Annotated in this window: 11 protein-coding genes; 2 read left to right on the top strand and 9 right to left on the bottom strand. The window is 66.7% G+C overall.

Going from position 1 to position 14,025, the window contains the following annotated elements:
* Nucleotides 1-110 precede the first annotated feature (110 nt).
* The 5 genes from ACOMD9_RS10140 to ACOMD9_RS10120 form a co-directional block, all read right to left on the bottom strand.
* On the bottom strand, nucleotides 111-887 hold the full coding sequence (locus tag ACOMD9_RS10140) for a DUF6647 family protein (protein WP_421414362.1): 777 nt from the start codon (nucleotides 885-887) through the stop codon (nucleotides 111-113).
* 245 nt (nucleotides 888-1,132) lie between these two features.
* Nucleotides 1,133-2,944, bottom strand: coding sequence for an SLC13 family permease (locus tag ACOMD9_RS10135; RefSeq protein ID WP_421414361.1), 1,812 nt, complete (start codon nucleotides 2,942-2,944; stop codon nucleotides 1,133-1,135).
* Between the two features lie 127 nt (nucleotides 2,945-3,071).
* Nucleotides 3,072-3,890 (bottom strand): enoyl-CoA hydratase-related protein, encoded by an 819-nt coding sequence (locus ACOMD9_RS10130; RefSeq protein ID WP_421414359.1) that lies wholly within the window; start codon nucleotides 3,888-3,890, stop codon nucleotides 3,072-3,074.
* The gene (locus tag ACOMD9_RS10125; protein ID WP_421414357.1) at nucleotides 3,887-6,085 is read right to left on the bottom strand and encodes an acetate--CoA ligase family protein; all 2,199 of its coding nucleotides are present in this window, start codon (nucleotides 6,083-6,085) and stop codon (nucleotides 3,887-3,889) included. Before ACOMD9_RS10125 ends, ACOMD9_RS10130 begins: the two co-directional genes overlap by 4 nt.
* Nucleotides 6,086-6,144: 59 nt before the next feature.
* Entirely contained in the window at nucleotides 6,145-6,951 is an 807-nt protein-coding gene (locus tag ACOMD9_RS10120; protein WP_421414356.1) for an enoyl-CoA hydratase/isomerase family protein, read from the bottom strand.
* Between the two features lie 245 nt (nucleotides 6,952-7,196).
* Between ACOMD9_RS10120 and ACOMD9_RS10115 the strand changes: the two genes are divergently transcribed.
* Nucleotides 7,197-8,114 (top strand): MurR/RpiR family transcriptional regulator, encoded by a 918-nt coding sequence (locus tag ACOMD9_RS10115; RefSeq protein ID WP_421414354.1) that lies wholly within the window; start codon nucleotides 7,197-7,199, stop codon nucleotides 8,112-8,114.
* A gap of 89 nt (nucleotides 8,115-8,203) precedes the next feature.
* On the opposite strand, the gene ACOMD9_RS10110 is transcribed toward ACOMD9_RS10115, so the two are convergent.
* Both ACOMD9_RS10110 and ACOMD9_RS10105 read right to left on the bottom strand, forming a co-directional pair.
* Nucleotides 8,204-9,181, bottom strand: coding sequence for an NADPH:quinone reductase (locus ACOMD9_RS10110; protein ID WP_421414353.1), 978 nt, complete (start codon nucleotides 9,179-9,181; stop codon nucleotides 8,204-8,206).
* Between the two features lie 103 nt (nucleotides 9,182-9,284).
* On the bottom strand, nucleotides 9,285-9,851 hold the full coding sequence (locus ACOMD9_RS10105; RefSeq protein ID WP_421414351.1) for a hypothetical protein: 567 nt from the start codon (nucleotides 9,849-9,851) through the stop codon (nucleotides 9,285-9,287).
* 131 nt (nucleotides 9,852-9,982) lie between these two features.
* On the opposite strand from ACOMD9_RS10105, the gene ACOMD9_RS10100 reads away from it, so the two are divergent.
* Nucleotides 9,983-10,738 carry a glycerophosphodiester phosphodiesterase family protein gene (locus tag ACOMD9_RS10100; RefSeq protein ID WP_421414348.1) on the top strand — a complete coding sequence of 252 codons (756 nt, stop codon included), beginning with the start codon at nucleotides 9,983-9,985 and terminating at the stop codon, nucleotides 10,736-10,738.
* Nucleotides 10,739-10,802: 64 nt separating this feature from the next.
* Here the strand turns inward: ACOMD9_RS10100 and ACOMD9_RS10095 are convergent, their stop codons facing one another.
* Together ACOMD9_RS10095 and ACOMD9_RS10090 are read right to left on the bottom strand one after the other, a co-directional pair.
* Nucleotides 10,803-12,215: a xanthine/uracil/vitamin C permease gene (locus ACOMD9_RS10095; RefSeq protein WP_421414346.1), complete on the bottom strand. Its 1,413-nt coding sequence runs from the start codon at nucleotides 12,213-12,215 to the stop codon at nucleotides 10,803-10,805.
* A gap of 350 nt (nucleotides 12,216-12,565) precedes the next feature.
* Entirely contained in the window at nucleotides 12,566-14,017 is a 1,452-nt protein-coding gene (locus tag ACOMD9_RS10090) for a cobyric acid synthase (protein ID WP_421414453.1), read from the bottom strand.
* Nucleotides 14,018-14,025: the final 8 nt, after the last annotated feature.

The following is a 14,025-nucleotide window of genomic DNA, read 5'->3' as shown; positions in this document are numbered from 1 at the left end:
AAACCGATACAATCCAATGTCGGGAGAGGCGATGCCACTCGACCTGTACGGGACCCAGCTCGGGGACCGCAGGGCCTCGTGTATCATCTCTCATCGCGTACGTGGAGCCCTTACCGGGGGCACATTTCGATAATGCGAAGTGTCTTCTGGTCGATTCCCAGGGTCTCATAGGGGTCGGCGACACCGTGCTCCCTCAACCACTCCAGTTGCAGGCGAGTCGCCTCCCCCTCGAGCACCTCCCTGCAGGATGCCCGTAGGTGAGCGCCGCTTTGCACCTGCATGTGATGGACTACTTCATGCAGCAGATAGCTGACGTCCAGGACGCTGCCGGAATCGAATGCGAAATCGAGATAGATTGTGCCATTCCCAGGATCATAGACCCCCATCACGTCCGGCAGGTGTTGCATGTTAAAGCCGGGAAAGCACCTGGCTTTCAGCGACAACTGACTTTCCAATGCGATGGTTGGCGGAGGAGATGCCGTGTAGTCGGTACGCGCCACGACCCAGGCAATCATTACCTTTACCCGCTCATGTACAGTGGGCCAGGACTCCTGGGAAATTGGCAAAGTCGAAGGAGCGACCAGCAGGCCTTGGGGAAGACACGACTCAGCCATACTCACCGAATCGCCGAACGCCGACGCCGAGTTGGGCTGGGCCAAGACCGATACGCCGGCAGACGTGATACTCACAAGTGTGATCTGGACAATCCAATCCAGCACGCTTTTCAGGTATGCAGGCCTGCTGTCCTTGCTCACCTGCGTGGGACGCCGACGGCGAGAAAGCACAGTGCAGACCCGGCATGAAAGGCCGATTTCTTGATACCAGATCCCTTTCATTCTTGGCGCATATTCAAAATCCAGTCGACCAGAAAGAATTGAATTCTTCATGATCAACTCCTTACAACTCTCATTGAGTCAGGAGCAATATTGAAAAAATGAATACCCCTGTTTTGTATTTACAGCTTTCGGGTTACATCGACTTTTACTATAGACCAACAAAACACCAGCCCATAACGCAAAGGCGTCAATCATTACATTATTGACCATAATCAATTAGTTTGTATTCCTGATTTAAAACTGGACAGGCGTCATGAGGGGCGGAGATCGACTCGATACGTGCTCGACATCCTTGCCTACAGGGGCCAGACCAGCAGGATCATGGGTATCGCCACTGCCACCACGACCACCTCCAGCGGCACCCCCATCCGCCAGTAGTCACCGAAGCGGTAGCCGCCGGGCCCCATCACCAGGGTGTTGGACTGATGGCCGATGGGAGTGAGGAAGGCGCAGGAGGCGCTCACCGCCACGGCCATCAGGAAGGGGTCCAGGGAGACCCCGAAGCCATTGGCCAGGCTCGCCGCGATGGGCGCCATCAGCACTGCCGCCGCGGCGTTGTTGACCACATCGGAGAGCATCATGGTCAGCACGAAGAGCCCCGTCAGGGTGACCACCACCGGCCATTGCACGCCCCACACCAGCATCGTATCGGCGATCAGCGCGGCCCCGCCGCTGGTCTCCAGCGCCTGCCCCACGGGGATCATGGCGCCGAGCAGCACGATCACCGGCCCGTCGAGGGCCTGGTAGCCCTCGCGCAGCGGCAGCACGCCCAACAGCAGCGAGACCAGGGCCGCACTGGAGAGCGCCACGGCAGCGGGAAGCAGGTTCAGCAGAATGGTCAGGATCGCCGCGGCGAAGATGCCCAGGGAGACCAGCAGCATGCGTGGCTGCCCCAGGGTCAGGTTGCGGCTGGCCAGCGGCAGGCAACCCAGGGTCGCCAGGCTCTCGCTCAGCTCGCTCTCGCCACCCTGCAGCAGCAGCACGTCGCCCGGGCGGAAGCGGATATCGCGCAGGCGCTGCTTGAGTCGGCCACCGTCCCGGGCCACCGCCACCAGGTGCAGGCCGAACTGGTTGTGCAGGCGCAGCTGGCCGACGGTGCGATTGACCATCATGGAGTCGTTGCGCACCACCGCCTCCACCAGCTGGAGACCTTCGGTATCGACGCCCTTCTTCTCCTTCTTCTCTTCCTTCCCCGGCTTTTCCTCCTTTTCCTCTTCCTCCTCTTCGGCACCGACTCGCAGACCCGCCTTGTCCTCCAGCAGCTTCATCTCCTCGGGCCCCGCCTCCACCAGCAGGATATCGCCTTCCCTGAGCTCGCCATGGAAGGCGTGGCCGGCCCGGCGCCGCTCGTCGCGCACCACGGCGAGCACCGGGATGGTCTCCTCCAGTTCGCGCTGCAGGTCGGAGAGCGTCCATCCCAGTGACCGGGAGTCCTCCCGCACCTCCAGTTCCACCAGGTAGTTGGCGGTATCGAACATCGCCTCAGTGGAGGCCTTGCCGGCACGCTGGGGCACCAACCGCCAGCCGATCAGCAGGATGAAGGCCAATCCGGCCAGGGCCACTGTCACACCGACCGGGGAAAAGGAGAACAGGCCGAAGGACTCGCCGGTGACCGAGCCGCGATAGCTGGCGATGATGATGTTGGGCGGGGTACCGATCAGGGTGGTCAATCCGCCCAGCAGGGAACCGAAGGCCAGGGGCATCAGCAACAGCGACGGCGAGGTGTCGTGCTCCCGGGCCAGGCGCATGGCCACCGGCAGCAGCAGGGCGAGCGCCCCGACGTTGTTCATGAAACCGGAGAGCACCACCACGGTGCCGGTCAGGGCGGCCAGTTGCAGGAAGAGCCGCTCGCCGACCCTGAGCACCTGCTCGGCGATCACGTCCACCACGCCGGAGTGCTCGAAGGCGCGGCTGAGCACCAGTACCGCCGCCACGGTGATCACCGCCGGATGGCCGAAGCCCATGAAGGCCTCCTGGCCCGGTACCAGGCCCAGCATCACCGAGCCGAGCAGCGCCGACAGCGCCACCAGGTCGTAGCGGAAGCGCCCCCAGACGAACGCCGCAAGTGTCAATCCGAGCACGATAAAGACCAGGGTGCTGTCGGCCATGCGTTCACCTCCCTGTGAATGTCGATGCCGACAGCATTGCCAGGCCGCCCGGTCGCGGACAAGCACTTTCTTGCGCCGGGAAGGAAAAACCCGGCCGAAGCCGGGTCCGTGGAGCCTGGGCAGGCGGCTACTTGGCCATCTTCTCCAGCATGGCGTTGACGGCCTCGAGATGCTCGGGCTCGTTGTGGCACATGCCCTGGAAGACCGCGCAGAGGTCGAGGAAGTCCTTGAGCTCGGTGCGCTGTGCCATCTTCATCAACCGCTTGGTCAGCCGGGTGGCCTTCGGCGGCTGGACGGCGATTCGCGAGGCCAGCTCGCCGACACGCTCCATCAGCGCCTCGGGCTCCGCCACCTCCAGCACGATGCCGTACGCCTTCGCCTCCTCGGCATCGATCACCCGTCCCGAGAGGGTCAGCTCGAAGGCACGCTGGTAACCGATCAGGCGCTGCATGAACCAGGCCCCGCCGTCGCCGGGGATGATCCCCAGGTTGAGGAAGGTCTCGCCGAATCGGGCCTTGCTCGAGGCGATACGGATATCGGCCATGTTGGCCAGATCGAAGCCGGCACCGATGGCCGGGCCATTGACCGCGGCGATGATCGGCACCTCCACCTCCTGCAGAGCCAGCGGGATGCGCTGGATGCCCTGGCGATAGCGTGTGGCCACCTCGGCCACGTCGCCGGCGAAGTCGCCGCCGCGCTTGGCCATGTCCTTGACGTTGCCGCCGGCGGAGAAGGCGCTGCCTTCCCCGGTGATCACCAGCACCGAGACGTCGTCGCAGGCGTTGGCCCACTCCGCCGTGGCGACGATGTCACTGGCCAGGGCCGTGCCGGTCAGGGCGTTGCGCACGTCGTGGCGGTCCAGGGTCAGGGTGGCCACCCGCCCCTCCAGGCCAAGGCGGGCGTCGGTCAGCTGGGGGAGGTTCCCCTGGGGCGAAGTCTGGGTCATGCGTCGGCTTCCTGATCAGTGGGGGTGGCAGAGGCGTCGCGGTCGACGATAACCCGGGCATCCACCACCGCATAGCCGTCGGCGTTGACGATCACCGGGTTGAGGTCCAGTTCGGAGAGCGCCGGATAGGCCTCGACGATGCGCGACACGGTGAGCAGCAGGTCCACCAGCGATTGCTTGTCCACCGCCTGCTCGCCACGCACGCCGCCGAGGATCTTCCTGGCCTTGATCTGCTCCACCATGGATTCGGCGTCGTGGCGGGAGAGCGGGATCGAGCGGAAGGCGACGTCCTCGAGGATCTCGACGAAGATGCCGCCGAGGCCGAACATCAGCACCGGGCCGAAGATGGGATCGCGGATCACCCCGACGATCACCTCCACGCCCTTCTTCGCCATGGGGGTGACCAGCACGCCCTCGATCTCGGCGCTGGCGTCATAGGCCTGACAGGAGGCCAGGATCGCCTCGCGGGCCTGACGCATGCCGGCCTCGCCCACCACGTTGAGCTTCACGCCGCCGGCGTCGGACTTGTGCAGGATGTCCTTGGAGACCACCTTCATGGCCAGCGGCGTCTCACCGAACTGCCTGGCCGCCTCCGCCAGTTCCGCCTCGTCGCGCACCACCCGCTCCAGGGGCACCTCGACGCCGTGATCGCGCAGCAGCTGCTTGGCCTCGTACTCGAGGAGGTCGCGGCCTTCGGCACGCGCCCGCTGGAACATCGCCGACAGCTCGGGACGCGCCTCGACCGCCGTCTCGCGGGCATGGCCATGGTACTGGGCCAGGTACTGGCCGCGCTCGCCCAGCGCCGAGAGCACCCGCACCGACTGCTCGATGGAGGCATAGACCGGCAGTCCGGCCTCGTGCAGGCGGCGCAGGGCGGGTGGCTTGATCGGCGTATAGAGGCTGTAGATGACCAGCGGCTTGGTGGTGGCCTTGGACAGGTCGACCATGGTTTCCGCGCCGCGCATCTCGTCGCCCAGCAGCGACTCGGCGAAGCGGATGCTGTAGCCGCCGAACATGCCGACCAGGAAGACGCTGTCGACGTTGTCGTCGGCGGCGACGATCTCCATGCAGGTGGCCAGCAGCGACGGGTTGGCGTCGGTGGACCCGGCCACGTCCACCGGGTTGACGGTGGAGGCCTGGGGAAAGAGCACCTCCCGCAGCTTCCGACGGGTGTCCTCGGAGAGCTCGGCCAGCTCCAGTCCCGCCTCGGCCAGGCGGTCGGAGGCGATGGTCGCCTGGCCGCCGCCGTCGGAGATCACCGCCACGCGCTTGCCGCGCGCCTTCTGCAGCAGGCCGAGCCCCTCGGCCACCGGCAGGATCTCGTCGGAGTACTGCACCACGCTGACCCCGGCCTGCTTGAGCAGGTCCACGGTCATGGCATAGCTGCCGGCCAGCGCCCCGGTGTGGGAGCTGGCCGCCTTCTGGCCCTGCTCGGTGGAGCCGGACTTGTAGACCACCACCGGCTTCATGGCGGTGACTTCACGGGCCACGTCGAGGAACTTGCGCCCGTCGCGGAAGCCCTCGACGTAGAGGGTGGCAACGCGGGTGTGCTCGTCCTCGCCGAGGTAGCGCAGGTAGTCGTTGAAGCCGATATCGCTCTGGTTGCCCGGCCCCACATAGGTGGAAAAGCCCACGTGACCATTGTGCTGGGCCTCCAGCGCCAGGGACAGCAGCATGTTGCCGGACTGGGAGATGATGCCGACATCGCCGGGCTTGACGTTGTCCAGCGCCAGCAGGTTGACCTTGTGGTGCAGGTTGAACATGCCCGAGGTGTTGGGGCCGATGATGCGAACCCCGTGTGCCGCGGCCTTGGCCACCATCTCCCGCTCGAGGTCAGCCCCCTCGCCACCGACCTCGGCAAAGCCGCTGGCGAGTATCACCGCCCCCTTGATGCCACGACGACCGCACTCGGCGATCAGCCCGGGCACCGTGGCGGCGGGGGTGCAGATCAGCGCCAGCTCCGGGTTGCCGGGAATCGCCGTGACCGAGGGCCACGCCTTGACGCCGAGGATCATGTCGGCCTTGGGATTGACGGGATAGATGTCGCCGCCATAGCCATCCTTGATCAGGCCGACCATGGCCTTGTAGCCGCGCTTGGTGGGATCTGCCGAGGCACCGATCACGGCGATGCCGGTGGGCGCCAGGATGTCGTGCAGGGGACTGCGGCTGTCGAGGTGTCCTTCGATGGGATTCATGTAGTGCTGACCTTGGCCCGTGAGGGCACTTGAAGGGTGATTGACGGGTGACCCGGGATTTACTTGCCCTGGAACCGGGGCGAACGCTTCTCGGCGAAGGCGTCGACGCCTTCCTGCCAGTCCTCGGTGGTGGAGCAGGTGAAGACGGCATCCAGCTCCTGCTGCAACTGGCTTTCCAGGCCGGTATCGCTGCCCTGGTTGACCAGGCGCTTGAGCATGGCGATGGAGACCGGGGCCTGTTTCGCCAGCTGGCTGGCCAGCTGCTGGGCCTCCTGATGCAGCGAGTCGGCGGTCCAGCTGGAGGTCGCCAGGCCGATCCGTGCGGCCTCCTCGCCGTCGATGCGCCTGCCGGTGTAGAGCAGCTGGCGCGCCATGGCCAGGCCCACCAGCTGGGGCAGGATCCTCGAGACTCCGCCGCCCACGCAGGTGCCGATGCTGGTCTCGGGGAAGCCGATCTGGGCGTCGTCGGCCATCAGGATGAAATCGCAGGCGACCGCCATCTCGGCGCCGGCTCCCAGGGCATAGCCATTGACGGCGGCGATCACCGGCTTGCCGAGCCTGAAAATCGCCTCGCAGACGTCATTACCGAGTTGCAGGTACTGGCGACGCTGGAACAAGGAGCGCTTGGCACTGCCGTGCTCCTTCATGTCGGCGCCGACACAGAAGGCCCGACCCTCGCCGGTGAGGATCACGGCACGGATATCGACGTCGGACTCGGCATGGGCGAGGGCATCGAGCAGCTCGGTATACAGCGTCTCGACCACGGCATTGAGGCGGTGCGGACGGTTGAAGCGGATCTCCAGCACCTGATCGTGACGGCGGGTGATCAGGGTTTCGTAGTCGGGCTTGGGGGTAGCGTGGGTCATGCGGGTCTCGGGGGCAGCGGACGAATGGACAGTCGATAAAACAAACGTGTCAATTCGGGTGCTGTCGAGACACGTCTGTTGTGGCCGCATGCTAGACGAAGGTCACATGCCCGGTCAATACATCCGTGCCATGATTTTTTGACATGAGATACGTTTGTTTCATCAATGCCTGATCCTCTTGGGTTACAATGCCCCGGGCGCTCGTGCGCTCAATGCCCAAGACAGGACCAGGTGAGGAGAACAGCGTGCTGGAACAGGAGACCCGGAGTGCCGCGGCCCCGCTGGAAGGCGCCACCCGGCTGGATACGGTGAATCAGCAACTCGCCGAGGCCTACCCGGAACTGAGCCGCCAGCTCAAGCTGGCCGCCGGTTACGTGCTGGAGCATCCGGTGGAGATCGCCTTCCAGTCGATCCGCAAGTCGGCCGCCGCCGCCGAGGTCACCCCGTCGACCCTGATGCGCCTGGCCAAGCGGCTCGGCTTCGAGAGCTACGAGCAGTTTCGCGAGGTCTTCCAGTCGGCGGTACAGGCCGGCCCGGTGGAGCTCTCCGGGCGGGCCAGCAACCTGCGCAGCCTGGCCAGCCAGACAGACGACCAGGTGTTCCTCGACGTGGGTGATGCCGCCTTCGACAACATCGGCCGGCTGTTCACCGCCGACAACCAGTCCCGGGTCCGCGATGCCGCCCGTCTCCTGCTGGGCGCCGGCAAGGTCGCGGTGGTGGGCTTTCGCGACACCTTCGCCTGTGCCTACCACTTCGCCTACGTGGGGCGTATCGCCATGCCCAACATCCACCTCGTGCGCGGACTCGAGGGGGGCCTGCTCACCGAGCTGGCCCCCTTCGGCGAGGGGGACGTGGTGATCGCCTTCGGCTTCGAGCCCTACTGTGCCGAGACCATGCGCGCCCTGGAGATCACCCGGGGAGCGGGCGTCAGTGCCATCGTGGTCACCGACACCATGCGCTCGCCACTGGTCCCCGGGGCGAGCATCACCTTCAACGTGGCCAACGCCACGCCCCATTTCTTCCCCTCGATCCTCTCGGCGATCACCCTGATCGAGGTGCTGCTGGCCGAATGCGTGGCCTTCGGCCCCGACGACCTGGTCGACAACGTGGCACGCTTCGAGTCACGGATGCGGGCCATGGGAGCCTACGTCGATATCGAATAGCCGTAAGCCGTAAGAAAAGAGCGTCGCCACCGGCTAGGCCGGTGGCGACGCTCCTTGACTTACAGCTGCAGCTCCCGGCGAAGCCCGGGTCAGGGCAGCAGGATGGTGGAACCGGTGGTCCGGCGCCCCTGCAGGGCATCCTGGGCCTTGCCCGCGTCCGCCAGCGCAAAGCGCTGGGCGATATCGACCCTGACCTTGCCGCTCTCGAGCATCTCGAAGAGTTCGGCGGCCATCATCTCCAGGCGCTCGCGGGTATCGGCATAGCCGTTGAGGCTCGGTCGGGTGACGAACAGCGAGCCCTTCTGGTTGAGGATGCCGATATTCACGCCCTCCACCGGGCCGGAGGCATTGCCGAAGCTGACCATCAGCGAGCGTGGCTTGAGGCAGTCCAGGGAGGTCTCCCAGGTGTCCTTGCCCACCGAGTCGTAGACCACGTCGCACATGGCGCCATCGGTCAGCTCGCGCACCCGCTCGACCACGTCCTCCCGGGTGTAGTCGATGGTCGCCCAGGCGCCGTTCTTCTCGGCCAGTGCGGCCTTCTCCGGCGAGCTCACGGTGCCGATCAGTTTCACGCCCAGCGCCCGGGCCCACTGGCAGGCGATGGAGCCGACGCCGCCGGCGGCGGCGTGCCAGAGGATGGTCTCCCCTCCCGCGAGCGGCGAGGTCTGTCGCAGCAGGTACTGCACGGTCAACCCCTTGAGCATGCTGGCGGCGGCGGTCTCGAAGTCGATGGCGTCGGGCAGTACCACCACCTTCGCCGCAGGCAGGGTGTGCCGCTCGGCATAGGCACCCAGGGGGCCCTGGGCATAGGCGACCCGATCGCCCGGCTTGAGGTGGGTGACGCCCTCGCCCACCGCCTCGACCACGCCGGCGCCTTCGGTACCCAGGCCGGAGGGCAGCGACGGGGCCGGGTAGAGGCCGGTACGAAAGTAGATGTCGATGAAGTTGAGGCCGACGGCCCGATTCTCGACCCGGACCTCGCCGGGCCCCGGTTCGGCCGGTGCAACATCGACGAAATCGAGAACCTCGGAACCGCCGGTGCGGGCAAACTGGATGCGCTTGGCCATGGGATGCTGTCCTTGTTTGTCGGGATGAATCACGTTCGGGATACGGTCCGTTATCCAAACGCCGATGACCCCGGCGGTCAAGTCAGCAGCCGATACAGCGCGGTCAGGCGCCCGACGCGAAGGACGACACCCCCGCGATGAAGGCCGCCTTCTCCGCCTCGAAGAAACGCTTGTCGTGCTTGAATCGGCGCAGCACGTCCTGCTCGTCGAATCCCAGCGCGGGCATGAGCTCGCCGGTCAGGGCCGCGGGATGCCGGCCGGACAGCCCGGTGCGTCGGCCACGATCGTCCTCCACCCAGCGCGTGATGCCGCACTCGCGCAGAAAGGCCTCGTCGGCCTCGGCGGTGGGCAGGACCCTCAGCGGGGCGTTGAGCGCCAGCTCACGGATCAGGCGCTGCTGAGGCTCGCGACTCTCCTGCAGCGAGGCGCTCAGATGCAGCGTCATGCCCTCGCCTGCCTCGTCCAGCACCAGCAGGGCCAGCGCCAGTGGCACCGCATCGTCACCCAGCAGAGCCCACAGCCGCGCGGCCTCGCCGGGAAACAGCAGGTGCCGCGTACCGCTGAACGCCACCAGCGGCGCCAGCCCCGCGGTCGTACCGTAGACCGCCGCGCACAGGCGGGCCAGGCAGGCATCACGCCACTGGCCCGGCTCGAGACTCACCACCCTCATCGACATTGCCCCTTGCCCATCACCTGTCATTCGTCGCGAAGCCTAGCACACTCCGCCTCGCCGGGGACGACACACGGCTGTCACACCCGTGTAGGATGATCGCAGAGCGTTCGATCAAGGAAGCGACGTCCATGTCCCACCCCCCCATTGCCCTGCCCCGCCTGATGGCGCATCGCGGCCTCTCGGCCCATGCACCGGAGAACTCCCTGGCCGCCGTGCAGGCCGCCTACGATGCCGGCTGCTCCTGGGTGGAACTCGATGTGCAGCTGCTCGGCGATGCCACCCCGGTGATCTGGCACGACGCCAGCGTGAGGCGCTGCTCCGATGGCCGGGCGCGCCTCGCCGACCTCGACCTGCCCCGGGCCCGCAAGCTGGACGCGGGCGCCTGGTTCGGCGACCAGTTCCGCGGCCAACGCATGGCGACGCTGCGCGAGATGCTCAGCCTGATCGAGGAACTCGAGATGGGCCTGAACCTGGAGCTCAAGGTCAACCGCGGCCGCAACGCGGCGGCCCTGGTCGACGGCGTGCTGCCGACCCTGCTCGACGCCCTGCCCCCGGAACGGCGGATCCTTTCCTCCTTCCACGATGGCGCCCTGGCCCGCGCCCGGGAGCTGGCCGGTGCCGAACGCCTGGCGCTCGGGGTGCTCTTCGAGGGCATCTCCCGCGACTGGCACAGCCGCTGCGAGGCAGTGGAGGCCTACAGCGTGCACGCCGACTGGACACGGCTCACCCAGCGCACGGCCCGGGCGGTGTGCGACGCGGGCTACCACCTGATCTGCTACACCGCCAACGACCCCTCCGCCTTCGCCCATCAGTGGGCCTGGGGCGTGGAGAGCGTGATCAGCGACGACCCGGCCTGCTTCTTGTCCTACCTGCCGTCGAGCTGAGGCCATCATGTGGACGGGCCGGCCCACCGGGGCCGGCCCGTTGTGTCACCCCTGCGGCCAGGCGTCAGCGCGGGGCCGGTTCCGGATCCACCCCCTCGTCCTCCACCGCCATGTCGTCCTCGACGTGGATCGGCTCCTGCTCGTCCGCCTCGCGGGCGCCGCGGGCACGGTGCTCGATCAGGAAGTAGAGGATCAGGCCGATGCCCAGCCCCCAGGCCGCCCCATGGGTCGCCAGCACCACCCCCATGATCCCCGCCACGCCCATGGCGGTGGCGTTCCTGATCTGCTCCACCGCCACCGCGATGCACAGGTAGCCGGTGATCAGCAGGGTGATGGAGAGCGCGATGGGCAGTACCGGGCGGAACAGGGTCACCAGCGGCAGCAGGAACAGCGCCAGGAAGCCGACGATCCAGAACACCGAGGTGCCCGAATAGATGGTGTCCATCGCCTTGCGGCCATAGCGGTAGCGCTCGGCGATGGTCGCCATGGCGCCGGTGAACAGCGGCCCCGCCAGGCCCGGATAGGGGGCGAGCAGCGAATGCATCAGGTTGCGCAGGCCGGTGATCAGGTGCACGCGGTCGACGTTGACCTCGATCTTCTCGTCGGGACGCAGGTGATCGACGCGCTTGATCAGGGTCTGGCCGACGATGATGTCACCGAAGGCGATGATGTAGGCGATGATCGCCGTGGGAATCGCCGCCACCATCAGGTCGAGTCCGGGGGCACCGACGCTGAACGGCAGGTAGGCCCAGATCCCGGCGAAGTCCGGCACCGCCACGCCCCACTCGACCTCGGGCATGCCGTACTCGCCGACGCCCCAGCCGATGGCCATGGTGATCAGCATCCCCGGGACCATGCCGTAGGCGGCGATATTGCGCGCCCAGCGGTACTTCTCGGCCAGGTCGCGGAACGACAGCGAGAACAGCACGTAGAGGGTGATCAGGCCACCGATACCCAGCGAGATCGGGGTGTTGTAGAGCCGCCCGCCGGCGCTGATCTCGCCGCTGATCGCGGCAATGCCCGCGCCGAGCAGGATGCCGGCCTTGATCGAGGCCGGCACGTTGTCGACCAGCCTGGTACCCAGCCGGGTCACCGCCATGAACAGGAAGATCGCCGTGACCATCAGCTGCAAGGCCACCATGGCGCGGATCGCCTCGGGACCGGGCTCGAACTCGCCGATGAACAGCAGCACCACCGGGATCGCCGGCGTGATCCAGCCCGCGATGAAGGGCACCCCGAGCAGCGGCGGCAGGATGAAGCCGACGCCGCACACCACCACGAAGGCCAGGGCCACCTCGTAGGGCACGCCCAGGTACTGTTCCAGCAGCGGGATCATGCCCAGGGAGATGACGAACATCACCAGGGCCTGGACGGTCTCGGGAATTTCCCAGCGGAAGTGGATGAAGGGCAGGCGAAGCTTGAAGGGGCCGAGTGGCCAGTAGGGGTGCTCTTCCCCGTGTTCACGTTTTAGCAGCACGTCGATAACCTCAGCGGTTCTGGTTGTTCATGGCAATCCTCTGTCTGTTGTTGTTGTTGGCTGAAGCCGTTCTTACGCGGGTGCAGCAAAGGCGAACATTCGACCTTGTACCAAGCCATGAGCAGGAGAACGCCACTACCGCTGTCGACAATCCGGCGCATTCTGGTCGACGGCAAGCCCTGCCACCCCCTCCCCGATGCGAGGAATCGCGCAAGTTGTCGACAAGATAGCGCCGGTATCGCCACCAGTTGACGCTCACGTCAACCATGGCCATCCACCATCGAGGGGTGGGTCAGGGACGTGAAGGGTGGGCGACCGCCGACGACGGGCATGCCACTAAAGTTCCAGGCTCAAGGAGAAGTCCGCAGGCCCAGCAGGTGCTCGATGGCCGTCATCTGAAGATGGGCGTCGAGGGTGACTGCCAGCCGGTCGAGTTCGGCGAGCCGGTGGGCGTCGTGGTCCACCGCCCCGCCCTCGGCGACCAGGCCGCAGCGGGCCAGCAGGGCGGCGCACGCCTCGGGACGCTCGAACAGGCCATGCAGATAGGTGCCCATGACCTGGCCGTCGTCGCTCACCGCGCCGTCGTCGCGCTCCTCGAGTGCGACCAGTGGTCGTGCCAGCGCGGCACCCTCACTCACGCCGTTATGGATCTCGTAACCGGCGATGGGCTCTCCCGCCGGGAGCAGCCTGCCGTTGACGTTGCGCAACTGCTTGCCCGCCACCATGCGTGTCTCCAGGGCCAGCAGGCCCAGCCCCGACGTGGAGCCGGCCGGCCCCTCGAGCCCCTCGGGGTCGTGGATCGCCTTGCCCAGCATCTGGAAGCCGCCACAGATGCCCAGCACGTGGCCGCCATAGCGCAGGTGGCGCTGGATGACGGCCTCCCAGCCCTGGGCTCGCAGCCAGGCGAGGTCGGCCCGGCTACTCTTGCTGCCGGGCAGGATGATCAGGTCCGCCGGCGGAATGGGCCGGTTCGGCCCGACGAAGCTGAGCGCCACGCGGGGGTGCAGGCGCAGGGGATCGAAATCGTTGTGGTTGCTGATGCGCGGCAGCGCCGGCACCACCACGCGCAGCGCCGGCTCGCCCTCCTCTCGCCCCTCGCGGCCGATACTGTCCTCGGCGTCGAGCAGCAGGCCGTGCAGGTACGGCAGGGTGCCCAGCACCGGCTTGCCGGTACGCTCGGCGAGCCACTCGAGCCCCGGTTCGAGCAGGCCGATATCGCCGCGAAAGCGGTTGATGACAAGGCCCCGGGTACGCGAGCGCTCGCTCTCGCCGAGCAGCTCCAGGGTGCCCACCAGCTGGGCGAAGACCCCGCCACGGTCGATGTCGCCGACCAGCAGCACCGGGCAGTCGATCATCTCGGCGAAGCCCATGTTGGCGATGTCGTTGGCGCGCAGGTTGATCTCCGCCGGGCTGCCCGCCCCCTCGGCGATGATCACGTCGAAGCGTGACGACAGTGCCTGCCACGCCGCCAGCACGCTCTCTCGCGCGGTGTGCTTGTAGGCGTGATAGTCCAGCGCGTCCATGTGGCCGTGGACCCGCCCGCGCAGGATCACCTGGGCGCCGCGATCGCTCTCCGGCTTGAGCAGCACCGGATTCATGTCGCTGTGGGGCGGGATGCCGCAGGCCAGCGCCTGCAGCGCCGTGGAGCGCCCGATCTCGCCGCCGTCCTCGGTCACCGCGCTGTTGAGCGCCATGTTCTGCGGCTTGAACGGCGCCACCGACACCCCACGGCGCGCGAGCCAGCGACACAGCCCCGCCACCAAGGTGCTCTTTCCGGCATCCGAGGTGGTGCCCTGGATCATCAGGGTGC

The organism is Halomonas terrestris, from assembly GCF_049166755.1.
GTDB lineage: Bacteria > Pseudomonadota > Gammaproteobacteria > Pseudomonadales > Halomonadaceae > Halomonas.
The sequence above is the reverse complement of the archived record's forward strand: the minus strand, read 5'-3'. Positions and strand labels throughout refer to the sequence as shown.